The sequence below is a fragment of the Klebsiella sp. D5A genome, from assembly GCF_001620885.1.
Taxonomy (GTDB): domain Bacteria; phylum Pseudomonadota; class Gammaproteobacteria; order Enterobacterales; family Enterobacteriaceae; genus Klebsiella; species Klebsiella variicola.
Map to the genome: position 1 here is coordinate 100338 of NZ_LOAR01000010.1, position 22936 is coordinate 123273.

25 protein-coding genes are annotated in these 22936 nt (G+C 56.7%); 4 read left to right on the forward strand and 21 right to left on the reverse strand.

Translation table 11 applies throughout. The features are described 5' to 3' along the window. From AS136_RS16165 to AS136_RS16185, 5 genes are all read right to left on the reverse strand, one after another. A complete protein-coding gene (locus tag AS136_RS16165; RefSeq protein WP_012968238.1) occupies nucleotides 1–345 on the reverse strand; it encodes a hypothetical protein in 345 nt (114 codons plus the stop codon). Then, on the reverse strand, nucleotides 332–1447 hold the full coding sequence (locus AS136_RS16170) for a serine hydrolase domain-containing protein (RefSeq protein WP_012968237.1): 1116 nt from the start codon (nucleotides 1445–1447) through the stop codon (nucleotides 332–334). The genes AS136_RS16165 and AS136_RS16170 overlap by 14 nt, the downstream gene beginning before the upstream one ends. A gap of 268 nt (nucleotides 1448–1715) precedes the next feature. Further along, complete coding sequence (gene map, locus AS136_RS16175) at nucleotides 1716–2498, reverse strand: type I methionyl aminopeptidase (RefSeq protein WP_008804909.1); 783 nt, start codon at nucleotides 2496–2498, stop codon at nucleotides 1716–1718. Further along, nucleotides 2479–2697, reverse strand: a complete 219-nt coding sequence (locus AS136_RS16180) for a ParD-like family protein (protein WP_002904808.1) — start codon at nucleotides 2695–2697, stop codon at nucleotides 2479–2481. The genes map and AS136_RS16180 overlap by 20 nt, the downstream gene beginning before the upstream one ends. Before the next feature lie 310 nt (nucleotides 2698–3007). After that, a complete protein-coding gene (locus AS136_RS16185; protein ID WP_008804908.1) occupies nucleotides 3008–3256 on the reverse strand; it encodes a hypothetical protein in 249 nt (82 codons plus the stop codon). Nucleotides 3257–3552: 296 nt separating this feature from the next. Between AS136_RS16185 and AS136_RS16190 the strand changes: the two genes are divergently transcribed. After that, a complete protein-coding gene (locus tag AS136_RS16190; protein WP_008804907.1) occupies nucleotides 3553–5208 on the forward strand; it encodes a putative bifunctional diguanylate cyclase/phosphodiesterase in 1656 nt (551 codons plus the stop codon). Between the two features lie 33 nt (nucleotides 5209–5241). On the opposite strand, the gene AS136_RS16195 is transcribed toward AS136_RS16190, so the two are convergent. The 7 genes from AS136_RS16195 to AS136_RS16220 all read right to left on the reverse strand — a co-directional run bounded on the left by AS136_RS16195 (nucleotide 5242) and on the right by AS136_RS16220 (nucleotide 12679). Next, nucleotides 5242–6168 carry an alpha/beta hydrolase gene (locus tag AS136_RS16195; protein ID WP_023322607.1) on the reverse strand — a complete coding sequence of 309 codons (927 nt, stop codon included), beginning with the start codon at nucleotides 6166–6168 and terminating at the stop codon, nucleotides 5242–5244. A 189-nt stretch (nucleotides 6169–6357) separates the two neighbouring features. Continuing rightward, nucleotides 6358–6498 carry a hypothetical protein gene (locus tag AS136_RS28725; protein ID WP_012541739.1) on the reverse strand — a complete coding sequence of 47 codons (141 nt, stop codon included), beginning with the start codon at nucleotides 6496–6498 and terminating at the stop codon, nucleotides 6358–6360. Nucleotides 6499–6522: 24 nt separating this feature from the next. Beyond that, nucleotides 6523–6762, reverse strand: a complete 240-nt coding sequence (locus tag AS136_RS16200; protein WP_008804905.1) for a hypothetical protein — start codon at nucleotides 6760–6762, stop codon at nucleotides 6523–6525. 428 nt (nucleotides 6763–7190) lie between these two features. Beyond that, on the reverse strand, nucleotides 7191–7634 hold the full coding sequence (locus AS136_RS16205) for a PTS sugar transporter subunit IIA (RefSeq protein WP_008804904.1): 444 nt from the start codon (nucleotides 7632–7634) through the stop codon (nucleotides 7191–7193). Continuing rightward, nucleotides 7624–9069 (reverse strand): sugar porter family MFS transporter, encoded by a 1446-nt coding sequence (locus AS136_RS16210; protein WP_023322608.1) that lies wholly within the window; start codon nucleotides 9067–9069, stop codon nucleotides 7624–7626. Before AS136_RS16210 ends, AS136_RS16205 begins: the two co-directional genes overlap by 11 nt. Before the next feature lie 731 nt (nucleotides 9070–9800). Further along, nucleotides 9801–11129 (reverse strand): 6-phospho-alpha-glucosidase, encoded by a 1329-nt coding sequence (locus AS136_RS16215; RefSeq protein ID WP_008804902.1) that lies wholly within the window; start codon nucleotides 11127–11129, stop codon nucleotides 9801–9803. A gap of 11 nt (nucleotides 11130–11140) precedes the next feature. Then, nucleotides 11141–12679: a PTS transporter subunit EIIC gene (locus AS136_RS16220; protein WP_063266844.1), complete on the reverse strand. Its 1539-nt coding sequence runs from the start codon at nucleotides 12677–12679 to the stop codon at nucleotides 11141–11143. 255 nt (nucleotides 12680–12934) lie between these two features. On the opposite strand from AS136_RS16220, the gene AS136_RS16225 reads away from it, so the two are divergent. Further along, entirely contained in the window at nucleotides 12935–13633 is a 699-nt protein-coding gene (locus AS136_RS16225; protein ID WP_032738855.1) for a GntR family transcriptional regulator, read from the forward strand. Between the two features lie 5 nt (nucleotides 13634–13638). On the opposite strand, the gene AS136_RS16230 is transcribed toward AS136_RS16225, so the two are convergent. Then, nucleotides 13639–14382 carry a sulfite exporter TauE/SafE family protein gene (locus AS136_RS16230; RefSeq protein WP_012541734.1) on the reverse strand — a complete coding sequence of 248 codons (744 nt, stop codon included), beginning with the start codon at nucleotides 14380–14382 and terminating at the stop codon, nucleotides 13639–13641. A gap of 111 nt (nucleotides 14383–14493) precedes the next feature. Here AS136_RS16230 and AS136_RS16235 point away from each other — a divergent pair, with 111 nt between their 5' ends. Together AS136_RS16235 and AS136_RS16240 are read left to right on the forward strand one after the other, a co-directional pair. Continuing rightward, a complete protein-coding gene (locus AS136_RS16235) occupies nucleotides 14494–15378 on the forward strand; it encodes a LysR family transcriptional regulator (RefSeq protein ID WP_063266845.1) in 885 nt (294 codons plus the stop codon). A 112-nt stretch (nucleotides 15379–15490) separates the two neighbouring features. Beyond that, a complete protein-coding gene (locus tag AS136_RS16240) occupies nucleotides 15491–16366 on the forward strand; it encodes an NAD(P)-dependent oxidoreductase (RefSeq protein ID WP_063266846.1) in 876 nt (291 codons plus the stop codon). 52 nt (nucleotides 16367–16418) lie between these two features. On the opposite strand, the gene AS136_RS16245 is transcribed toward AS136_RS16240, so the two are convergent. The 8 genes from AS136_RS16245 to AS136_RS16280 form a co-directional block, all read right to left on the reverse strand. Continuing rightward, nucleotides 16419–17888, reverse strand: a complete 1470-nt coding sequence (locus AS136_RS16245; RefSeq protein ID WP_012968232.1) for an alpha/beta hydrolase — start codon at nucleotides 17886–17888, stop codon at nucleotides 16419–16421. A gap of 180 nt (nucleotides 17889–18068) precedes the next feature. Continuing rightward, nucleotides 18069–18656 carry a histidine phosphatase family protein gene (locus AS136_RS16250; protein ID WP_032754393.1) on the reverse strand — a complete coding sequence of 196 codons (588 nt, stop codon included), beginning with the start codon at nucleotides 18654–18656 and terminating at the stop codon, nucleotides 18069–18071. 6 nt (nucleotides 18657–18662) lie between these two features. Further along, complete coding sequence (locus tag AS136_RS16255) at nucleotides 18663–19418, reverse strand: CbtA family protein (RefSeq protein ID WP_063266847.1); 756 nt, start codon at nucleotides 19416–19418, stop codon at nucleotides 18663–18665. Between the two features lie 10 nt (nucleotides 19419–19428). Continuing rightward, on the reverse strand, nucleotides 19429–19638 hold the full coding sequence (locus AS136_RS16260) for a CbtB domain-containing protein (protein ID WP_008804893.1): 210 nt from the start codon (nucleotides 19636–19638) through the stop codon (nucleotides 19429–19431). Further along, nucleotides 19635–20102 (reverse strand): nitrile hydratase accessory protein, encoded by a 468-nt coding sequence (locus AS136_RS16265; RefSeq protein WP_063266848.1) that lies wholly within the window; start codon nucleotides 20100–20102, stop codon nucleotides 19635–19637. Before AS136_RS16265 ends, AS136_RS16260 begins: the two co-directional genes overlap by 4 nt. Then, nucleotides 20099–20752: a nitrile hydratase subunit beta gene (gene nthB / locus AS136_RS16270; RefSeq protein ID WP_012541728.1), complete on the reverse strand. Its 654-nt coding sequence runs from the start codon at nucleotides 20750–20752 to the stop codon at nucleotides 20099–20101. The genes AS136_RS16265 and nthB overlap by 4 nt, the downstream gene beginning before the upstream one ends. A gap of 15 nt (nucleotides 20753–20767) precedes the next feature. Next, nucleotides 20768–21376, reverse strand: a complete 609-nt coding sequence (gene nthA / locus AS136_RS16275; RefSeq protein WP_008804890.1) for a nitrile hydratase subunit alpha — start codon at nucleotides 21374–21376, stop codon at nucleotides 20768–20770. Nucleotides 21377–21400: 24 nt separating this feature from the next. Beyond that, nucleotides 21401–22915 (reverse strand): amidase, encoded by a 1515-nt coding sequence (locus AS136_RS16280; RefSeq protein WP_063266849.1) that lies wholly within the window; start codon nucleotides 22913–22915, stop codon nucleotides 21401–21403. Between the last annotated feature and the right edge of the window lie 21 nt (nucleotides 22916–22936).

Below are 22936 nucleotides of genomic sequence, written 5' to 3' on the forward strand. Positions count from 1 at the left end.
TTAAAGCACCAGCCGCGCCAAGCATGACATAAGGGCCACGGCGAAGACAACGCTCATCGCCCGGACGCCGCGACGACGGCTGGCAAACCACGGACGGGTCCAGACGCGGTAGAGGCTGAGGGTGATGAACGACGCCTGGATGGTCCAGGTCAGCATCCGAAACAGGTAGCCCATTTTGCCGAGATTCTGCAGGGTCTGGAAAACCTCGGCGAGATAAATAACCCCGGTCGCCAGCAAAACATAATTGAGCAGGCGTATTTTTCGCTGCGCCAGCCAGTCGCCGGAAATAAACAGGATCACCGACAACAGCGTTAACAGCGCCCAGAGGATGTCAATTCCGTTCATTACGCGCCTCCTGTTCATCAGGGGTGGCAGCCAGTAAGAGCTTGATGGCAGGTCCGATCACCGGCCAGGCGGTATCGGAGAGGATCACTACCGCGGTCTGTCGCTGTCTGTCGAAGGCCATCATTGCCGCAAAGCCGCCACTCTGCCCGTCATGCCAGACGATCTCCCGTCCGCGGACGCGGGTAGTGAACCAGGCATAACCCACCCGGGAATCGGGATCATCGGTGGCGAACAGGGAGTGCATACCTTCACTGCCCGCCAGGTTTCCTGCCAGCAGCGCCTGGGCATATTTCGCCATATCGACAATCGTGGCGCGGACGCCGCCGGCGGGGGCGAAGGCGTCCATCACCCATGGCTGCTGAGGGAAACCAGAGGCTGACCAGCCCATGGTAAACGTCGGCGAGGCTGGAGTATTGTGCCGGGCCACTTCCGCGCCCTGCATTCCGGCGGGGGTAAAGACCCGTTGCGCCATCAGTGTGGCAAAATCGCGATGGGACGCCCGCTCCAGCGCCAGTCCGAGCAGGGCAAACCCGGCGTTGGAATAATCAAACCATTTCGTCGGCTGCAGGGTGGCCTGGTTCATCATCGCGATCAGCGCGGGTCGATCGTAGCGCCAGGGATTCTGCCGCCGGGCAATATCGCTCAGAATAGCCAGCCGCTGCCCAACCGACGCGGTGAGCGGTGGCAGTCCTGAACGGTGAGAAACCAGTTGCTCCAGGGTAACATCCCGCACCGGGCTGACAATCTCCGGGACCAGCGCCGACACCGGCGTCTGCGCGGTGACTTCGCCGCGGCGAATAGCCTCCAGCAGCAGGCTGGCGGTCATGGTTTTGCTCAGGCTGGCGATCTCATACTGTGTCGTATACTCGCTCCCCCACAGACCGTAGCGCACCCCCTGAGGCGTAATCAGCGCTGCGGCGACCTGTCCGCGGGCGCCATTAAGCAGGGGCGTTAATATCGAGACCAGCTGTTTATCCCCCGTCGTCCGGGAGCTGGGGGGATGAAAGCCGGGCTGCAGGGCGATCCCCGCCGCCACGATGACGGTAAAAACCAGCACGGCGGCAATGATCTGTCTGTCCCGGCGATAGCGGTTCCAGCGCATGTTTTCTCCTTAACGCGGTACGACATCCAGGTGAGGGAATACCGCTTCTCCCTGGTGTTAAAGTGAGCGCAGGTTAGCCTGGTGTTTATCGTTTTACAATAAATTTTTATCGTTTTATGATTAACTTTATGAGGAGTAAAGCAGACACTCCCGGCGCGGTGTGGAGAACGCGGGGGGCAATAGAGGCCTGGGGATAAAGTGCGCTGACGAAGGGAGGTACTCGCCAGCGAGAAATGTCGGCTATGCCGGTATACCGGGAGAAGAAAACTTAGCGGATCCGCGACTGCTCGTCGTCGCGTAGCGTCAGCACCTCAAATCCGTTGGCGGTGACGGCCACGGTGTGCTCCCATTGCGCGGAGAGTTTTTTATCGCGGGTGACGACAGTCCAGCCATCTTTTTTGGTTTTGATGCGGCTGTCGCCCTGGTTCACCATCGGCTCAATGGTGAACACCATTCCTTCGCGCAACACGGCGCCTTCCCCGGGGCGGCCGTAATGCAGCACCTGCGGTTCCTCATGCATTTCCTGGCCGACGCCGTGACCGCAATATTCTCTGACCACGCTGTAGCCATGGTCCTCGACCCAGCGCTGAATAGCGTGACCAATATCGCCCAGCGTCGCGCCAGGTTTCACCACCTCAATGCCTTTCCACATCGCTTCATAGGTGGTCTTTACCAGCCGGCGGGCCAGCGGGGAGACGTCGCCTATCAGGTACATCTTGCTGGAGTCGGCAATCATGCCCGCTTTCTCCAGGGTGATATCGACGTTAACAATCATCCCGGCGCGCAGATGTTCGGTCGCTTTGGGGATCCCGTGGCACACCACATCGTTAATGGAGGTGTTCAACACATAGGGAAAATCGTATTGCCCCTTGCTGGCCGGGCGGGCATGCAGTTGGTTGACGATAAAATCTTCCACTCGATCGTTAATCGCCATCGTCGTTACGCCGGGAACGATAAAGGTATCCAGCATATCAAACACCGACGCCAGCAGCTGGCCGGCATGGCGCTGACGTGCGAGTTCATCGGCGGTTTTAATGATTATTGATGGCATTGATTACCTCCAGCAGACGGTCAGAGCCGGATTTCAGCATCAGCAGTTTGATCTGCTGGTGGTTAAGCTCGGGGTAGAGCTCGCTCATCATGCCCAGACGGATCCAGTATTCCGCCTGGGCATTGACGGAGCGGGACATAGCTTTGCTGGCATCACGAATATCATCGTGCAATAGATCGGAGATTTTGACGATTCCCATAGAGACAGTCCATATATGATTCGTATATGCATCGTATACAGACCGGCACGGGATGTCATGGGCATTTTGTGTCGTGACCGGGGGGGAGGCGAGAGGCCCACGCAAAAAAGCCCGACCAGCGGGCTTATTTTCAGCATTTTTTTCGGGTTAATCATTCGCGCCATTCACCATGGCGAAAATACCCATTAGATTATCGGTATGCAGAATGAAAATAACATGACGGCGGCGAAGCGCGGCGCATCAATATATTTAATGCAGGTGTTAATTTTGCGTATGAATATTCTCCCGTCAGGCCGGGAATCCGGGGGAGTTACAGCGCGTCAGTGAGTTTATCCACCACCACTTTACCCGCATTATCGAACTGCGTAATGCGAAAGCTGTCGCTCCAGGAGCGGCGGGTGGTGAAACGGTCGAACAGGGATACCCGACCTTTACGCTGACCATCTTTACTCAAAATAACCCATTCAGTCACCGCAGAATAATGCTGGCTATTGTCATGACGGCTCTGTTGTTCAACAAGCTGGTCTTCTTTTTCCACTTTTAAATAATCACGCAACATATTTAACCTCCATAGAAAGTATTATTAACATTACTCCTTTTATTTATTCTTTCAATCAAACTTTTTAATCAATAAAAGTAACTATTAGTTGGCGACCTAAGTGCAAAAATCGTCAGATTGTCATTACCCGGCGCAGTGGATTCCACTACGCTTAACAGAGCTGTCTGGTGCGCTATCTGCGGTTGCCAGGGCCAGAAAGGCGGCAACAAAACGTCTTAACCTTGTATTCATCATGGGCGTTGTTCTGCTATATCTAGTGCGTTTTGCCACGACCGAGCCACAGAGAGCGCTGTACCATGAGTAACGATCACCTGACGGATATCGCCTATCGTCACTTTATTGAAAGTGTTAAAGATTATGCCATATACATGCTGAGCACTGACGGTACGGTCATCAGCTGGAACGAAGGTGCCCGCCGGGCAAAAGGGTACCTGAGCGACGAGATCATCGGTTGCTACTTCGGTCTCTTCTATAGCGAAGCTGAGCAACTCTCCGGTGTACCGGCGAAAAACCTGGAAATCGCCCTGCGTAGCGGGCAGTTCGAAGGGGAAGGCTGGCGTTACCGCAAAGACGGCTCCCGATTCTGGGCGCATGTCATGATCGATACCATCCGCGATGAGCAGAACACCCTGCTGGGTTTTGCCAAAATCACCCGCGATATCAGTGAACAAAAAGCGATTAATGACCGCATCGCATGGATGGCGCGCTATGATGCGCTGACTGGTTTGCCTAACCGGGTGGAGTTCTTTGAGCGGGTGGAAAAGCTGATCACCGGTAATGATGCCCGCCGCTTTGCCATTTTCACCATCGATTTAGACAAGTTTAAAGAGATTAATGACCTGCAGGGCCATCTGATTGGTGACCAGCTGCTGCAGCGTGTGGCAGGCGCCGTGCTGAAAACGCTGCAGAAGGAGGAGATGGTCGCGCGCTTTGGCGGCGATGAGTTTGTGGCCGTTAAACCTTTTGCCGATGAGGGTGAAGTGGATGCCTTTGCTGCGCGCCTCTGGCACTGCTTCAGCGGTAAGCAGACGTTTGCCGCGACGGAAGTGGTTCTCTCCGCCAGCATTGGCATCTCGGTCTACCCGGAGGACGGTACGGATATTAACACGGTACTGAGCAATTCCGATCTGGCCATGTATCGGGCAAAGAGCAGTCTCGACCACAAGATTTGCTGGTACGAACGTGAAATGGATGACAAGACGCGGCAGCGCAATATGATGGCCGCCGACATCCGGCGCGGTATTCACGCAGGAGAATTTTCGCTCCACTATCAGGCTATCCGCAACATCAAAGATCGCCGGATCACCGGTTACGAGGCGCTGCTGCGCTGGCAGCATCCGCAGCTGGGGCCGATCCCGCCTGACGTGTTTATTCCCATCGCCGAAGAGAGCGGCGCCATCGTGCCCTTAGGTTACTGGGTGCTCGAGCAGGTGTGTAACGAATCGCTGGAAAAGGGTCTCAACAGAAAAGTTTCGGTCAATATCTCGCCGGTGCAGTTGCGTCACCGCAGCTTTATCGAAAAAGTCCGCGAGATCCTGATGCGTACCGCCTATCCGGTCAGCCTGCTTGAGTTTGAAGTGACGGAGACGGCGTTCATCATCAATAAGCAGCTGGCCTTTAGCGTCCTGCATCATCTGCAAAAAATGGGGATCAGCATCGCACTCGATGACTTCGGTACCGGCTACTCCTCCCTGAGCATGCTGCGCGATTTCCATTTCGACGTGATTAAACTCGACCGAAGTTTTATGCTTGATGTGGAGAGTAATCCCCAGGTCCGCTCATTCGTGCGGGCCATCATTTCGCTGGGAAATTCAATTAATACACCGCTTATCGCCGAGGGGGTGGAAACCGCCGGGCAACTGCAGATCCTCGAAGAGGAGGGGTGTGACGAGATGCAAGGCTTTCTGTTCGGCGAGCCGGTGGATATTAAACACCTGCCTCCGTCGTCCTGATACGCCCACCGGTTGCGGGTGGGCGCTGCGTCATTACTGATGCGCCAGCGGAGCCTGCCCGGAAAGATGCAGCAGAGCCGACTGTAGCGAGACGTCAAACATCTGACCGTGCGTCATACCAGGGTAGCGCCAGAAAGCCACCGTCAGGCCTTTGTCGGCCAGCTGCTGCTGGGTTTGTCGCAAAACACTCAGGGAAGCCACGTGGCCGGTCGGTTCCCGGGCAGCTTTGCCATCACCTTCCAGCAGATACAGCGATTTCCCGGAGAAGGCGGTGGCGCTTAAGGCTTCGCTGCCCTTCAGAGGAGATTCCTGCGCCTGGCCCAGTGACGGGCTGGCAGAATAATAGAGATGAAACAGCGAGGTCTTCCGCCACGCGTCGAGCACAAACAGCCCGCCGTAGGAGTGGCCCCAGATCGCGCGCTGGTGGGGATCTATTTTCAGGTGAGCTTCCGTTTGCGGCACCATTGTTTCGGTCAGCAACTGACGAAACAGGTCATTACCTCCGGTTTTTCGCGGCGGCAGCGCAGGTTTCCCGATTTGCGGTTTGAAGGCCTTTAGCGGAGGAGTGTAATCCCAGGCCCGGGCGGCGGTATCGAAGGGCAGCGTTGTCTGGTAACCGATAGCGACGATCACCGGCGGGGAGCCGGCGGAGAGCTGCTGCAGAAGGGCGTCGTTAAGCTTATCCATCACCGCGTTACCATCCAGCATATACAGCACAGGATAGCCGGCGGCGGGCGGGGCTTTGTCCGGCACGGCAGTCCACACCCGGTAGTGGCGTTCGCCATCGGCGGAGTCATACTGACGTTGCGTAAAATGATAGTACGCTGACCCTTTATCGGCGATGTTTGGCCCCAGCGGCTGAAGATCCGGTCGGGCGGTGCTACCGCTACTGTAGAAGAGCACGCCAACCGCCAGCGTCAGCAGCCCGCGCGCCCGGATGCTCCCTGAATTCCGCTTCACCTTGTCTAACCCCCTGTATTCTTTGAGCTGTCATTTTGTTGGGCTGACACGGTAACACAGCTTGTTTGATAATGGTTCTCATTTCTTTTGTGCGCTTTGGATCTGCGTGGGATACCGGACGGGGCTGGTGGGGGGGCGAAGCGAAAACGCAGGATACATGGCCGCCTGTCGGCGGCCATCAGGACACGGTCAGGGATCGCCGTTGATGCTACGCAACAGCCTTTTTACCAGCGGGATGAGCGCAATAAGCACCAGCGCAATAACCACGATCAGTAACAGCGTCAGCCCTTTATGATGACTGATAAGCACCCACAGCATCGCCAGCGTCATGAGATGATCCTTGCATTAACAGCGTTAACCACCGCCAAGGTGAATGAAATTTAACAGAATGGTGATGACCACCCAGGCCAGCAGCAGAAAGCGTCGTTTATCGCGTCGAGCTTCCAGCGCAGCGAAATAATTAGCGCTGTACCAGGTTGATATAATAATAGCCAGCGTGATGATGACCTGCCAGACCACTTCGCTAAAGCCCGTCACGATGCTTATCGCGCGAAAGCAAAGCACAATCGCGATGCCGTTAAGCGCGTTACACATCAACCATCCCCACAGGCTTGAGGGACGGCTAAAGAAATATCCAAGTCGTAAAACCAATGTCGTATACACCTTGCCAAAATAATCGCGCTGTAAAATGCAGTTTAATGCCCGACGAGGTATTGATATAAATCAAAATTAATTGAATAGCGCAGTAATCACTGGCATGCCGCGATCGCAGCATGGCAATGGAAAGGAGAGGGGATAAGCGAATAAACACACAAAACTAACTGTTTTGATAGCGTTTTTTAATTTCTTGGTGCGGTGAAATATTCTCATTAATCAATTTAAGAAAATGACATTAATTGCCATTGTTATTATTTTATGTGGCTCTATCACCAGCTAAATTAAAACCTATTTACTATTCACCACTGGCCGCTTGCGGGAGTGGTCTGAAACAGCCGGAGCCAAGGCTCCGGCTGGCGTCATACCTAATGAGGCAAGGCATTATGTTGCAGAATTTTCAGGAAGTCATTTTTGTCTGAAATTAATGACAGCGCGTTAGCGATCAGTTCATCGCTAAATATCGAGGCAATTTCTTTGAGCACATCAATATGCTCTTTTTCTTTCGCGATGACGCCGATGGCAATAAACATCACGTTGCTGCGATCCCAGATAACGCCATCAGGGAACTGAAAGATCTCAATGCCGGTTTTGAGAATGATATCCGTCGCGGATTTCGGCAAATGTGGCAAGGTGATGCCATTCCCCAAAAAAGTGGAAACCTGATGTTCACGCTCCAGCAGAAAGTGAACGCACTCCTGATTCACATATCCTTTGGCTTTACACTCCGCGCCAATCATAGCGATCACTTCCGCTTTATTACTGGCCTTGCAGCCGATATGCAGATTATCCAGCGTGATGTTATCGATCATAGCCAACCTCCCTGGTGAGACGCGTAGATTTTTTACCCTCGTGATTCGATGACAGCTCTTCTTCTAACTGCTCGAGCGATTTATTGGAGGTCTCCGGTAGGGCGAAGACCACGAACAGAATCGCTAAGTAGTTGATGGCTGCGAAGATGAAGAAGACCGGCCCAAGGCCCAGTTTCGCCTGCAGCAGCGGGAACAGGTAGCTGACCACCGCGTTCATGATCCACATGAAAAATACCGAGATCCCCATCGACAGCCCGCGGAATTTCAACGGGAACAGCTCAGCTAATACCACCCAGGTAATAAAGCCCATGGAACCCTGCATCACACCGACGAACAGCGCGCCCAGCAGCCAGATGGCGGTGGCTTTCAGATCGCCCACCAGGGTGTAATCGACAGCGGCGATAATCAGGTGCAGCGTGGCCATAATGGCAAAGCCGTAGATAATGATCGTCTTACGTTTGAAACGGTCGACAAGGAACAGCACGCCAATCAGCATACCGCCGACGGAGAAGACACCGTTCAGCACGTTACAGATCAGCGAGGTACGCTCTGAGAAGCCGGCAGCATTCAGAATTTCCGTGCCGTAGTACATAATGACGTTAACCCCAGTAGTTTGCTGCAACGCGGCCCAGGTAATACCGACCAGCAAAATTTTGAGGATCCATGGCGTTTTGAGGATAGTCGTGAAGGTGCCCTGAGCGCTGTACTTATTGCCGGCTTCAATTTTGATCAGGGTGGAGATGTCATCATACTCCTTCTGCGCGCGTTCCGCCGGGCGGATCTGTTTGAGAATATGCAGCGCTTCCTCGTGGCGATTTTTGCTGATCAGCCAGCGCGGGCTTTCCGGCGCGCGCCACATGCCAACAAAGAGGCAGACAGCGGGAATGGCCTGTACCAGCAGCATATAGCGCCAGACGTCCGGCAGATGGCCCCAGATGATGCCAATGATCGCGTTGATGGCAAACGCCGCCAGCTGGCCAATGACGATGGCGACTTCATTCAGGCCGGTCAGCTTACCGCGCATCTCGGTAGGCGCCACTTCCGAAATAAAAGTGGGGGCAGTGACCGACGCGCCGCCGACGGCGTAGCCCAGCAGGGCGCGGGCAATCAGCAGGGTGGTGATATCGGGAGCTGCGGCGGAAAGCAGGGCGCCGATAAGAAAAATAAAGGAGAGGAAGAGTAAATATTTGCGCCGGCCGAAGAAGTCGGCAAACTTGCCGCCAAACACGCTGCCCAGCGCGGCGCCGATCAGCAGGACGCTCATCACCAGCCCTTCGGTAGTCGGGGTCAGCGCCATGTACTGCTTCAGTGAGGAAAAGGCGCCGTTGATAACGCCGGTGTCGTAACCGAAAAGCAGGCCGCCGAAGGTGGCCACTAAGGTGATCTGATGAAGTCGTTTTCTCTGTTGCTGGTTCAGGTTTGTTATAAATGACATGGTAGTCCCTTTATTTTATTGAACGACACAAGATAAAAATACATCTCCCCAGTCAGGATTTATTACGCCTGTGTTGTCGTATCTAACTGAACTAAATGATTTTTCTTCTTTGTGTAATTGCTCAGCACAAGGCAGGGTACGCTCAGCAATGGCGGTCAAAGAGGTTTACGGCTTGGTGTTGATATGGATGTAGTCGATATCCGTTCTCCTTTTCGGGTTAGCGGTCTTCAGTGCGTCGGCAGCGCCGACGTCTGCCGGTGGACAGCGCCCTGGTGTGGCACGTTGCTGTCGTTGCGGCGATTTATCGTGATAAGAATATGGCACAAAGAAATGGAATGAGCATGCTACAAGATCACATTATGAAAATTTAATTTCAAATTGGTGTTGCAGAATGGTAAATGCATGAAGCCAATCACAAAGGATGGAGGGAGCATATCCCCATGAAAACCAGGTTAAATTTACAGGCCGGTAATAATGATGTTGTTTTCAGTAGGTTAATGTAAATCAAAGAATACAACGCAGATCACATTTTTACGCCATAATATCCTGGAATAGAATTTATATTTCATTACTGTGATCAGGGTAAAACGAGGATGGCGGCCTTCCGGCAACGGTCTGGAGGGGAAGAAAGCCCGTGGGGGAGGTTATAGGATGAATGTGTGGCCGGCGGGAACGCTGGGTAAAAATGCAGAGAAGGGGGATCCTCTGCATTTTACCCATCACGAAAAAGATCAGTGCAGTGCGGGCCAGTAGCCTTCGTTGGCGACGATCAGTTCATCGAGGATGGCTTTCGCCACCGCGGCGCTGGGCACCGTTTTCGATAGCGTAATGGCCTGCCACAGTTTCTGGTAACTACCCTCAACCCAGGCGTCAACCACCAGCTTTTCGACCGCCACCTGCTGCTCCATCAACCCTTTCTGGAACGACGGGATTTTCCCCATCGCCAGCGGCTCCGGGCCATTGACGCCCACCAGGCAGGGGACTTCCACCATCGCCGTCTCATCAAAGTTGGCGATCGCCCCGTTGTTCTCAACGATCAACAGCATCCGCTCCTGGGTGTTAAAAGCGATGGCGCAGGCGAGGTCGACGATAAAGGTGGCATGGGCCCCGGCATGAAAATGCGCGCCTTCCGCCGTGCCCCGACGGGTAATCTCCCGGGCCATATCGAAGACCTCTTTTTCACGTCCGGCCATCACCTCGTTCGCCCGCGTAAAGTCTGGATCGGCGTGCGCCACCTCATAGTCAGGATAGAGGTAGTATTTCAGATAGGTGTTAGGCAGTGTCGACGGATCGAGGGCAAACACATCCTTCACCTTTTTAAAGGTTTCGATCCAGCTTGGCGCTTTATGCTGAAAATCTTCTTTTGGACTGCTGTATCCCTGTTCCGCCACGTGACGCTTCAGCGCCGGCATCAGATCGTTACCGGCTTTATCGGTGATACGGGTCCACCAGCCGAAATGGTTCAGGCCATAGTAGCGGACGTTCAGCGCCTTGCGCGACGGCAGGCCGAGGATGTCGGCAAACAGCCCCTCGATAGCCACCGGCATATCGCAGATGTTGATGATGCGCGCGTCGGGTCGCAGGCGACGGGTGGCTTCCGCGACGATGGCCGCCGGATTGGAATAGTTGAGCATCCAGGCGTTCGGAGCGTATTGCTGCATATAATCGACCAGCTCCAGCACCCCGGCAATGGAGCGCATGCCGTAGGCAATCCCACCCGGACCGCAGGTCTCCTGTCCCGGCACGCCATATTTTAACGGGATCTTTTCATCCTTTTCCCGCATTTCATACAGACCGACGCGAATATGCGCCATCACAAAATCGACGTCAGTGAAGGCCGCCTGCGGATCGGTGGTATAGCTGAACTTCACCTGCGGGAAGCGTTCTGCCACCAGAATAGCGCAGGCGTCGCCGATCGTTTTCTGACGCTGGTGATGGTTGTCGTACAGACGGATCTCCCGCAGGGGAAAGCGCGACATATTTTCCAGCAACATCATCACAATCCCAGGGGTATAAGTACTGCCGCCGCCGGCAATCGTGACCACAAAGTTATCTTTCATTTACCACCTCGTTATTCAGTAACACCCAGACTGGCGTTGACCGCCGTTCGAATTTTGTTAACCCCCAGGCCATAGATCACCTGGACATGGTTGCCTTTAATCAGCACGCTGCTCCCGCCGCTCTCTTTCAACAGCGACTGCTGGATGAGGGCGGGGTCGCGCACATCGACCCGCAGACGGGTAAAACAGTTTTCCACTACGCAGACATTCTCTTTTCCGCCCAGTCCCGCAATCACCAGCGTACCTTTATCGGCAATCTCGCTTGCCTGGCCCGTCTGCTCGGAAGGCTCCGCATCGGCAGCCGCTTCACGGCCCGGGGGGAGCATCCGCAGACGGGTAATACAGAAGGTGCCGACCAGGTACATAGTGGCGGTCTCCAGCAGGCCGAGGGCGACAAATACCGGCCAGCGCGTCACGCTGGCGCCGGCGGGCAGGTTATAGACGACAAAATCGATAAGACCGTTGGTGGCGCAGACCCGCACGTGAAGCAGCCAGGCCAGCATCTGGAACAAACCGTCCAGCAGGGAGTAGATAAGCCACAGCAGCGGGGCGGTGAAGATAAAGAGAAACTCAAAAGGTTCGGTGATCCCCACCAGAACGGAGGTCACAATTAAGGGGATCAGCGTGACTTTAAGCCGCTGCTTATTCTCCGGTTTCGCCGTACGGTAGAAGGCGAGCGCCATGCCGGCGGTGCCGAAGATCTTCACCATCCCGTAGGTTAAAAACCGGGCGGAATCACTCAGCGCCCCGATGGGATGACGGGCGATTTCGGCAAGGAAAATGGGCTTGGCGCCAATAACCGTTTGACCATCAATCAGCAGCTGTCCGCCGATGGAGGTAAAGACAAACGGCGACCAGATCAGATGATGCAACCCGGTCGGGATCAGGAACCGGTTGAGAAAACCGTACAGGAAGACCCCGATGGCGCCAAAGGATTTCATAAAGCCGGTCAGCGCCGAAATGCCCAGCTCAACCACCGGCCAGAGATAGACGGTGGCGATGGCGAACAGGCCAACCAGCGGCAGCATCACGATCAGCACCAGCTTACTGTTGCCGTAGATCGACAGCGCGCCGCGAAACTCAATGCCGACCACGCGGTTGTGGACAAAGGCGACGGCGCAGCCAAGGATAATCCCAAGGAACACGCCCATATCAATGACCTGAAAACCAAAGATAAAGGTTTGTCCACTGCCGTACAGTTGCGCGTTGGTGGCACCGGACGCCAGGCGATGGGTCAGGGTCAGCCAGCTATTGTTCGCCGCCAGATACACCAGCCAGGTCATCGCCGCCACGAAGGCCGCTTCGGCTTTGCGGGTTTTCGCCAGGCCGCTGGCCAGCCCAAGGCAGAACAGAAACCCGAGATGGTTCATCAGCGCCCAGAGCATGCTGGAGACGAATTTCCCCAACAGGTAGAGCGCGCTGCTTTCATCCACCCACAGCCGGTTGGTGGTCATGCTGAACAGGGCGATCAACAGGCCGATAGCCGGCAGATATAGCACCGGCCCGATCATTGCTTTGGAAAAGTCCTGAAGCTTTTTCACGCCAATCATGGTTGTCCTCTCGTCTTCGCAGACCTGATGAATAGGCTTATCAGACTAGGAGCAGACCACCAGGATCCCGAGCAGGAAAAGGGCCATCTGTGATGAAAGTCATATATATTGTTGCTGGACAGATATATAAATATGGCGAGATTTATAGATGAGTTAGTGTTGAAATTTTCGCTGAAATTTAAAAATAATCTTTTATTTACATTAAGTTATTCGCTTATTTGTTTGACGAGCGCCACCTTAGCGAGACATCTAAAAGTGATTTATAAAAAGATTGCCATTGAACTGAGGACCCGCATCAACAGCGACGACTATGCCGTCGGCGATATGCTGCCCAGCGAAAAAGCGCTCGCTGCGGAGCTGCAGGTCTCGGTGATGACGCTGCGCAAAGCGCTGGCGCTACTGGAGGAGGAAAAGCTGATCGCGCGGCGGCACGGCAGCGGAACCTGCATTGTGCGTAAAAGTAACTATCACGGGGGAGAACTGGAGGGCTTTAACTACCAGATGCAGGTGGTAGGCGTCACCAACTACCGTAACAAAGTCATTGAATTCACGCTGCTTGATGCTCCTCCGGCCATCGCCCAGCAGTTAAAGATCCAGCCGGGGGAAAAAGTTTACTACGTCAGGCGGCTGCGGCTGATTGATGAGGTCCCGATCCTCGTGGAAAACAGCTATATTCCATTCGCCACCTTTCCCTGGCTCAGCGTGGGTAACCTCGAGCAGTCTAAATTCAACTATTTCAAAAAAGAGTGTCATATCACCATCATCGAGAGCCACCGCAGCTATACGCCGGTGCTGGCGACCCGCGAGCAGGCCGAGCTGCTGCAGGTAGCGCCAAACAGCCTCCTGCTGCGGGTGCAATCGGTGAGTTATGCGCAAAACCGGGCGATCGTCGATTTCTCAGAGATCTACCAGAACACCAGTAAGTACAACGTGAAGCACATTACTCGCCGCTAGCGGATTCAGGTCAGCCATCCCCTGGCGATCAGCTCCATTCCCAGCGCCAGCAGGAACAGCAGAAAGCCCTGACGAAAGCGTCGCGGGCTGAGACGCGAGCGGATCCACTGTCCCAGCCACATGCCGAGTAGCGCGGGCAACAGCGCCAGCCCCGACAGCAGCAGCGAATCAGCATGCCAGCCATCGTGCAGGGAGAGGCCGGCCGCCATCGCCAGGGTGGAGAGGGTGAACGACAACCCCAGAGCCTGCACCAGTTCGTCTCGACGAAAGCCCAGCGTCTGCAGCCAGGGAACGGCCGGAATAACAAATACCCCGGTCGCCCCGGTGATAACGCCAGTCAGACCGCCCATGAGCGGCGACAGCCACTTCTCCACGCGGGCGGAAACCTGCAACGCCGGGCCACAGAGCGCATACCCGGCATAGGCTATCAACACGGTGCCAAGCGCCAGCGCTGAGCACCGAGGATTGAGGCTGATCAGCAGTGACGACCCCGCCAGCGTTCCCATAATAATCCCGGTCATCATAAGCCAGAGGCGGCGCACAATCTGCGCCAGCGCGGGGCCAGCCAGCAACTGCCAGAGATTGGTTAACAGCGAGGGAAGTACCAGCAGCGCCGCTGCGGCCTGCGGCGGCATCAGCAGACCAAGCAGGCCCATCGCCACGGTGGGTAATCCCATGCCGGTCACCCCTTTGACCAGTCCGGCGGCGATAAAGATCAGCAGTAAATAAAAGATGTGGAGATCGAACATCATGGCTCACTTTTCAGGGTAGAAAGGGACATTGAAACCACTGGTCGCTAAAGCCACAATGCGGTATGTTGCCCTAAGACTACGGGAAAACCGAAGGGTGGGGAGGGTGTGATGCGGATGGATCTGGCCGATCTGCGACTGTTTATCGCCATCGTGGAGAGCGGCAGTATTACCGGTGGGGCCGCCATGGCCCATCTGGCCCTGGCCTCCGCCAGCGAAAGAGTGCGCAAGCTGGAGGCAGAGGTCGGTGTTCCCCTGTTGCAGCGTCATGCTCGCGGCGTAGCGCTGACTGAGGCCGGGGAGGTACTGGCGCGCCATGCACGCCCGCTTCTTGAGCAGCAGCAGCGTCTGAGCCAGGCGATGAGCGCCTTCGCCCGCGGTCAGCAGGGGACGCTGCGGCTGTTCGCCAACACCTCGGCGATGTCGGCTTTTCTGCCGGGCAAGCTCGCCGCCTGGATGGCAGCGCATCCGGCGGTGCAGATCGACACCGAAGAGCGCACCAGCGCGGATATCGTCAGCAGCATTCTGGCGGGTGTGGCGCAGGCTGGAGTGGTGTCCGATGCGGTCGACCCCGGGCCGCTGCATCTGGATCCTGTCGCCGATGATCCCCTGGTGCTGATTGTGCCGCCGACTCACCCTCTGGCCGGCGCGAATGAAGTGGCGTTTGCGGCGGTCATCAACGAGCCGCTGGTCGCCCTCTACCAGACCAGCGCACTGCAGCAGCATATTGAACAACATGCCGCCGGGCTCGGCCAGGCGCTAAACGTCCGGGTCCGGATGAGCCATTTTGAAGGGCTTTGCGAGATGGTGGCTCACGGCGCCGGCGGGGCGATCCTGCCCCGCGTCATTGCCGAACGCTACCAGCAGCGCTACCGGTTTGCCGTCATCGCGCTGCAGGATCGCTGGGCACAGCGCCGCCTGTGTCTGTGTTATCAGGATGATGCCCGGCTGACGCCAGCGATGCGCCGTTTGCTGGCGTGGCTCCGACAGCCGTGAGACCATGGGTGACAGTGTCACTTTTCATGGCGGTTATTGCTACTGACATCCGTGTCAGAGATGCGATAGTAGACGTCCGACATTTATTAACACGCGAATCAGGACAGACAAGATGAGTACATTACCAAAGGTCGCGGTGCTGGGACTCGGCGCCATGGGACATGCTTTTGCCAGCAATCTGCTGAAGAAAGGCTTTACCGTCGCAGGCTGGAACCGTTCGCCAGCACGCGGCGAAGATTTACAGGCGCAGGGATTATCCCTGCATACCACGCCGCAGCAGGCGGTCGCTGATGCCGAGGTGATCATCAGTATGCTCGCCGACGGTCAGGCTACCCTCGAGGTACTGGCGCAAATAGCGCCTGCCTGTCAGCCGCAGGCGATCTATTGTCAGATGGGCACCATTGGCCTGCCGGAGACGCAGGAGGCTATCGCCTTGCTACGGGCGCTTCAGCCGACGATGACCTTCGTCGATGCCCCGGTTTCAGGGACCAAAGCCCCGGCGGAGAAGGCGCAGATCCTGGTGCTCGCCAGCGGAGATCGTGAAAAGTGTGCCGCTGCCGAACAGGTGTTTGCGGCTATCTCCCGCGGGACGCAGTGGTTTGGCGAGGCCGGCAACAGCCAGAAAATGAAGCTGGTCCTCAATGCCTGGCTGATTTCGATGATGCAGGGCATCGCGGAAAGCGCCCAGCTGGCGAAGACGCTGGGCTTTACCCCCGACCAGCTCTGGAGCGCTCTGGAAGGCGGCCCGCTGGCCGCACCGTATGTCAAAGTGAAACTGGATGCCATCGCCAGCGAGCAATTCGCGCCGCAGATGCAACTGGCGCATGCGCTGAAAGATGCCCGGTTGGCGCTATCCCTGGCCGAGCCGCACACCATGCCGGGGCTGGATAACATTGCCGAACTGTGGCAGCAGGCGGCGGGCGCGGGATATGCCGGACAGGATTTGTCAGCGGTATATCAGTGGCTGTCGACGTCGGCGAAAGCGTAGTACCGCATCCTCAGGAAAAAGTGGCCGTGGTGGCCACTTATCCAGAGAAGAGTTATTTCCCGGAGAGAGCCGGGCGAGTGTCGATCCCTTCGTCAATGCGCTTGATCATATAGGGAAAGAACGGATTGGAAGACTGACGCATCAGCGAGTCCAGACCCACAACCAGCACCGAACGCTCGCCGCGAGCAGCAAACGTGCCGAGGCTGATCCCATATTGATTCAGCGGATGGGGATAGCGCCCGTACAGCGAATCGCTTAACGGGAAGGGGAGCGCGACATGAGAAAGGGAGTATACGTCCGGCAGGTAGCGCATTCCCTGCAGCTTTTCCACTGTGGTGTCTGTTTTCCCGGCAGGTGTTGTGCGGATTTCCATATCGGTACTGGCTGAATTCGCGTTAGTGATGATCGTGGTCTGATAAGCGCGTGGCGGCGCGGGCAGCAACCGCGCCAGCGCGGTGTAAGACGTCCGGCGTAATAATGAATTAAACCTGACGGCATGATTCAAATCGAAGAGGACAATTTCACTGCCATTTTCCGGCAAACGGTTATACAGCGCCGTCACGATCGCCCGCGTACTGACCGTTGAATCCACAACGGACTGAAAGGTCAATACCGGCGGTAAGCTGTTAAGTCTGTGATTTCTCGAGTCAGTCACTATCTGCTTTTGCAGCGCTTTGGTCAGCAGGAAGGACTGCCGGGCGGCGTTCGTCGGGAAGGAGTTATATTTGAACGGATTAAACTCGGGCATGATGTTTAACCATGCGGCTTTCGAGAAGGCGGGAAGAAACGCGGGCCAGCCAGCGAGGCCGGAAAAACGCGCGAAGCTGGTAATACCGATCATCGGAGAAATCAGGATCACCCGCTGTGGTTTTGCCAGTTCGGCATTATCCAGCGCGTCCAGCGAATATTTCATTGCCAGCGCGCCGCCGTTGGAAAATCCGACGATATGCAGGGGCACATCATTACCCGTCAGTCGTTTCGCTTCTCTCACCGCAAGGCGCGTGGCGGCAAGCCAGTCCTGCCAGTCCACATCGGTCAGCCCGGCGGGAACCGTCCCATGGCCCGGTAATCTGATACCGATGGCGACATACCCCTGTTGCCGGTAATTTTCAGCGATATGCCGCAGGCTGTAGGGGGTATCTGTCAGACCATGCAGCAACACCACGGCGCCTTTCGGTTTGCCATCCGGCATCATGATATATGACCGATTCCAGTTGGTTGGAAACGAGTCCGGATAGATGGGGCTGTGACTATAGTAACGATTCAGTTCGGTTTGCTGCTCAGCGTCCAGCTTATCGGTAACCTGGCGTTTTACCTCACTGAAGAGCGCATTCTCTTTGTTGATGTAATCGTTCCAGTCAGCATTGTCGATTTCATCCGCGTCCATCTCATGCGGAACCCAGGTATGCCAGAGCTGCAGCTCGGGTCCGCGCTGAATGTCATAAAGGCGTAGTCCCAGAGCGCCAACGATCAACAGCAGCAGGGACAACACGATACGTTTTAACCAGGTTACCCATTTCAACGCGTAGCTTCCTTTCTTAATGACATGTTTTCTGAGTATAAATAAACATGGTCAGGGAGATTTACTTTTTTACGCAGGACGGGGCGTGAAGCGCGCTGAGCGGTTCTAGGGCATTGGGTTTAGCGATGCAAGACCAGTGGACGGATCCATCAATGGCCAAGCGCTTACTGGCTGACGGCTTCAGCGGGACACCGTCGAACATTCGCCATTTATATCATCTCTTAATAAACAAAAATTCCAGCGACGTCCGTCACTGCGCAACTCGGTGATGCTGAGCGGGTGGACGTCGATACGTGCAAATGAGTGAAGTGGGGCGCCGAGAACGTTGAGGATCATGGCACGGATAGTGGAGGCAGACGCAATTACACCGTGTCGGCCTGGAATATCGACGTGTTTTGCCAGCCAACGGCCACAGCGCGCCAGTAACTGAGCACGTGACTCTCCGCCCGGCGGCGGATCGCCCTCCAGCCAGGCCAGGAAAGCGTCGGCGTCTTGCGTCATCACCTCACGTACTGGCCGACCGGCCCAGATGCCGTAGTCGGGTTCCGCCAGCTCCATCACCGGGGTACCCTGTAAAGAGAGCGCTGCGGCAGTTTGTCGGGCGGCGGTCTCCGGGGAGAGCCAGACGCGGTGACAACGGGCGACACGGCTTTGTAACTGACGCGCCCGCTGCCATTCCCGCGCCTCCAGAGGGTCATCACAGGGGAAATGTGAACCTCGGGACGCTGCCGTTTCTCCCTGACAAATCAACGTTAGCGACGCTCTCATGATGTGTTAACCGCGACGGAAGGCTGGGCGCTGCACACCTGTCGCCGGCGTGCGTTCGGCTAAAGCACCGAACGCCACACCGATAACGCCCCAGAGCACCAGGTGCGTGCCGAAGGAGCTGATACGGAAACGCCATAGCAGGTCCGCCGGGAAGTGTTCGGGCACTTCGTTCACTGTCGGCATCAGGGCACAAACCACGAGCATCAGCGCCACCGCGAACAGCGTTGCCCACATCATCGCATTCCCTCTACCGAGGCGCGGTATTAGCTGATGTGATAACCACGCGGCCGCGATGACGATGCCGATGGAAAGCAACATCATGACGAAGTACAGTTCGGTACGATAGCCGATGGTCTCCGGGTTACCGACCGCGGGCGGATTGGGTGGGTATTTCAGACCAGGCATCAGGCTCATGACCAGAAAGCCGACCAGCGCCAGGCCTAACGCTAACAGACGCGGGTTCGATGGTCCGAAGCGCTGATAGCTAAAGGCCCAACTCAGCGCCAGACCGCCGCCCAGCGCTGCGCCGAACAGCACCATGCCGGCCATTAGCCCGATCCCGGACTGGGTTTGACGGCTAAACACCTCTTCTTCACCGCCGTCAGCCGACGCGCTGTGTTGGTGTGAATGAGCGGCCAGACTTTCTTCAATCCCGATAGCGCGATCGACCTGTGGCTCGCCGAAATGGTGTGCAAAAGCAAATGCCACCAGTCCAGCCAGAATGCCTGCTATCATCCCCTTGAATAATAGTTTCCCAATCATGTCCGCCTCCTCAGTGGCAGGGAAAACCCAGCAGATGGCGTGCGTCGTGGAAGAATTCATGCACCTGGGTGCCGGAAAACATCGACGTCGCACCTTGTTCCGCACCGACGAAATAGATCGCTAACAGCGCCAGCAGGGTGGTGAACAGGGCCCAGGGCAACAGCGCCGCGACCGGTATCGGAGTGGCCGGGGTGTTGGTGGTAAGGGTGATATCGCTCATGATGTGACTCCGTTGTTAACTTGGCTGATGGAAGATTGTGCCGGGCTCACCGTGACCGGAACGCCGAGTGGAAGAGAGTGGTGGTTATGCGCCGGCGGACAGCTGGCATTGGCCAGGACGATCGGCTGACCATGCGGCGTGTTGATATACGCCAGTCGCCATTCCTGGGTCCGTCGGGCAATGTCATCCGGTGCGGTCAGGTGGAGGGCGGTGATCATGTTCTCCATTGCTGTCGCCCACTGGCGATAGTAGGCATCGTTCACGCTTTCGCCGGGCTGCGCCGGAGCCGCCTTGATCGCTTCGCTGAACGTCCGTACCCATTCTGCCCACGGGAACAGCCCCGCCCGGTGCAGATGGACGATCAGGGAGAAGGCTTTCGCCTGCCAGGGCTTATCAAAAACCGGCCCCTCCTCGTCGCGGGGTAACCCGACGGCGGCGTAATCATGCTGTGTCGCAATGCTCATGCTTCCTCCAGATAGTCGTCCCACAGATCGATGTACACGTTGTCCGGGCGCGGCGTGCCCCACAGTTCCAGCGCGGTGAAGCTGACGCTGTAGACGTGCTGAGGATGTTCGCCCAGACCGTGCGCGGCAGTGTCCGGCGTGATGAACACGCCGTGATCGGTCTCAATACGGCCGATTTTCCCGCGCACGTAACGCGGCAGGCGGGTGTGGGTGGTTGGGTTGATGTTTTTTGCCCGAACCCGGTCTCCGGCCTTAAAGCGGGGAGCAATATCGTGACTGACGCGCGCGGAGGCGCCGGTACTGACAACCATCGCCACGATGTCCTGCGTCAGCACCGGCGTGCCCGGCGCGCAGGGGGCAGGGGTCGAGCCACCCCAGAGTTCATCGGCGGTGATCACCCCTTTTTCCAGCAGCAGCGTTTCAAATGCGTGCAACCAGTGCTCGTAGTAGCTCGCCTCCAGGTAGTGGGCTGGATCCATGCGTTCAATGGCGTGGCGGAATTCATCCACATTGAAATGTCCGCCGACGAACAGCGAGGCGAACAGCGGAAATACCCGGCGCTCCCATTCATGATGGAAATACGGCTCATTTTCCTCGTTGAGGATCGGCCCGAGGCCGTGCATACCGCCCAGATCATGTATCCCGTTCATGGTTTTCTCCTCTTATTATGGCGCGGCGACCAGGCCGGTGCCGATCATGGAATCGCGGGTGACCAGTTCGATCAGCTGCGCTTCGCTCCAGCCGTCGGTACCCGCCGGACGTTCTGGCAGGACCAGATAGCGCAGTTCCGCGCTGCTGTCCCAGACGCGCACCTCTTTACTTTCTGGAATGTTTACCCCGAATTCGGCCAGAACGCCGCGCGGGTCGATAACGATACGCGAACGATAGGGGGCCGATTTGTACCACACCGGTGGCAGACCCAGCACCGGCCAGGGGTAGCAGGAACATAATGTACAGACGGTCACGTTGTGCACGTCCGGCGTGTTCTCCACTACCTGCATGTCTTCACCCTGCACGCCGGAGAAACCCAGCTCGGCGATGGCGGCTGTGGCGTCCGCCAGCAGCCGACGTTTATACTCCGGATCACTCCACGCTTTAGCGACCACCTGCGCGCCGTTACGGGGGCCGACCTTGTGCTCGTAAGTGTCAATCAGTTCATCCAGTGCCGCCGGGTCAATCAGTCCTTTCTCCTGTAGCAGGGATTCCAGCGCCCGGACGCGTAGTTCGATGTCCGCCGGCGGTTCAGTATGGTCGTGGTCGTGTTGATGGCTCATTTTATGGTTCCCGATAGTTAAGGGTTAAAACATCCGCCAGTCGCCGGAAGCTTCAAATGCGGCGGCGGCCTGATAAAGGGTGCTTTCGGCGAAGTGGCGTCCTACCAACATCATTCCTACCGGTAAGCCGTCGACCAGCCCACAAGGGAGAGTCATTGCCGGATGGCCGGTAATATCCTGCGGCGCGGTATTGCCGATCATTTCAAATGCGCGGGAGATGTATTCGGTAATGGAGCAGTCAGGTTCCGGTAATGGCTGAGCGACAAGCGGTACAGTGGGCATCACCAGCAGGTCGAAGTCCGCCAGCGCCCGGTCATAGCCCGCACGCGCGCGACGCGCGATATTCTGCGCCTTGGCATAGTAGCGGCCATGGTAGCGTTCCAGCCCGTACTGGCCGACGAACATGCATATCTTCAGCGATGGGGAAAGCGCATCGGCGTTGTCACGCCACTGGGCGTGCTTGTCCAGCAGCGCTACGTCATATTGTCCTTTCCAGTTAAAGCCCATGCCGTTGCCATGCATCATCTGCGCGGTCAGCCCCTCGCAGCCGATAGGGGACCAGAGCGCCCCCGCCAGGCTATGCTCCGGTACCGAAATCTCGCCGACCGTCGCGCCCAATTCCTGCAGACGGGCGACGGCAGCGCGAACTTTCTCCGCGACTCGCGCATCCAGGTTCGGCAACTGAAAACCTTCGGCCATAATGCCGATCTTTAAGCCACGGACTCCCTTACCGAGCGCCTCGGTATAGGCTTCCACTTTGGGAGCATACTGACGTGGGTCCAATCCGTCCGCGCCGGCAATGACCTCAAGGACTAAGGCATTGTCTTTTACGCTGCGGGTCATCGGCCCGGTATGGTCGAAAGTGGCTTCGATCGGCATGATGCCGGTATAAGGCACCAGACCGTGGGTCGGTTTCAGGCCATAGAGGCCACACCATGCGGCGGGAATACGCGCAGAGCCCCCTTGATCGCCACCCATGGCCAAATCGACTTCCCCGGAAGCGACCAAAGCGGCGCTGCCAGAAGATGAGCCACCGGCCGAGTAGCCGTGGCGCAACGGGTTATGCACGGGCGCCGGATCGGAGGTATGGCTGCCTCCCGACAAGCAGAAGTGCTCGCAGGTGGCTTTGCCGAGAATAGTCGCGCCGGCATCCAGCAGTCGGGTGGCAACGGTGGCGTCGTAGAGGGGGACGAAACCTTCCAGCGTCGAGGCGCCGTTCATCATCGGTACGCCAGCCAGCGCGATGTTGTCCTTGAGCACCACGGTGCGGCCGGCCAGTTTACCGGTTGCTGCACCTGTCACCTCGGTCTTGTAATACCAGGCATTAAGCGGGTTTTCGTCGCCTTCAGGACGATAGCCGGCGGCGCGTGGGTAGTGCACCGCGGGGATCTCGTCGGGCAGGGCGTCGATGAGATCATAGGCGTCGAAATTGGCCTGCATCAGCGCCAGATATTCTTCGGCTTGCGCAGGCGTCAATCGTATGTTTAGCCGACTGGCGAGCACTTGCAGTTGTTCAATGGTAGGACGTTCAATAGCCATGGAGTTCCCTTTGTATGGTGT

Coding starts and splice junctions, on each gene's coding strand:
- AS136_RS16265 (WP_063266848.1), bottom strand. CDS start 20,102: ATGAGCATTGCGACACAGCATGATTACGCCGCCGTCGGGTTACCCCGC.
- AS136_RS16180 (WP_002904808.1), bottom strand. CDS start 2,697: ATGGGAATCGTCAAAATCTCCGATCTATTGCACGATGATATTCGTGAT.
- AS136_RS16255 (WP_063266847.1), bottom strand. CDS start 19,418: ATGATTGGGAAACTATTATTCAAGGGGATGATAGCAGGCATTCTGGCT.
- AS136_RS16210 (WP_023322608.1), bottom strand. CDS start 9,069: ATGTCATTTATAACAAACCTGAACCAGCAACAGAGAAAACGACTTCAT.
- AS136_RS16185 (WP_008804908.1), bottom strand. CDS start 3,256: ATGTTGCGTGATTATTTAAAAGTGGAAAAAGAAGACCAGCTTGTTGAA.
- AS136_RS16165 (WP_012968238.1), bottom strand. CDS start 345: ATGAACGGAATTGACATCCTCTGGGCGCTGTTAACGCTGTTGTCGGTG.
- AS136_RS16240 (WP_063266846.1), top strand. CDS start 15,491: ATGAGTACATTACCAAAGGTCGCGGTGCTGGGACTCGGCGCCATGGGA.
- AS136_RS16230 (WP_012541734.1), bottom strand. CDS start 14,382: ATGTTCGATCTCCACATCTTTTATTTACTGCTGATCTTTATCGCCGCC.
- AS136_RS16260 (WP_008804893.1), bottom strand. CDS start 19,638: ATGAGCGATATCACCCTTACCACCAACACCCCGGCCACTCCGATACCG.
- AS136_RS16220 (WP_063266844.1), bottom strand. CDS start 12,679: ATGATTGGCGTGAAAAAGCTTCAGGACTTTTCCAAAGCAATGATCGGG.
- AS136_RS16280 (WP_063266849.1), bottom strand. CDS start 22,915: ATGGCTATTGAACGTCCTACCATTGAACAACTGCAAGTGCTCGCCAGT.
- AS136_RS16215 (WP_008804902.1), bottom strand. CDS start 11,129: ATGAAAGATAACTTTGTGGTCACGATTGCCGGCGGCGGCAGTACTTAT.
- AS136_RS28725 (WP_012541739.1), bottom strand. CDS start 6,498: ATGACGCTGGCGATGCTGTGGGTGCTTATCAGTCATCATAAAGGGCTG.
- AS136_RS16235 (WP_063266845.1), top strand. CDS start 14,494: ATGCGGATGGATCTGGCCGATCTGCGACTGTTTATCGCCATCGTGGAG.
- AS136_RS16200 (WP_008804905.1), bottom strand. CDS start 6,762: ATGTGTAACGCGCTTAACGGCATCGCGATTGTGCTTTGCTTTCGCGCG.
- AS136_RS16170 (WP_012968237.1), bottom strand. CDS start 1,447: ATGCGCTGGAACCGCTATCGCCGGGACAGACAGATCATTGCCGCCGTG.
- AS136_RS16250 (WP_032754393.1), bottom strand. CDS start 18,656: ATGAGAGCGTCGCTAACGTTGATTTGTCAGGGAGAAACGGCAGCGTCC.
- nthA (WP_008804890.1), bottom strand. CDS start 21,376: ATGAGCCATCAACACGACCACGACCATACTGAACCGCCGGCGGACATC.
- AS136_RS16205 (WP_008804904.1), bottom strand. CDS start 7,634: ATGATCGATAACATCACGCTGGATAATCTGCATATCGGCTGCAAGGCC.
- nthB (WP_012541728.1), bottom strand. CDS start 20,752: ATGAACGGGATACATGATCTGGGCGGTATGCACGGCCTCGGGCCGATC.
- map (WP_008804909.1), bottom strand. CDS start 2,498: ATGCCATCAATAATCATTAAAACCGCCGATGAACTCGCACGTCAGCGC.
- AS136_RS16190 (WP_008804907.1), top strand. CDS start 3,553: ATGAGTAACGATCACCTGACGGATATCGCCTATCGTCACTTTATTGAA.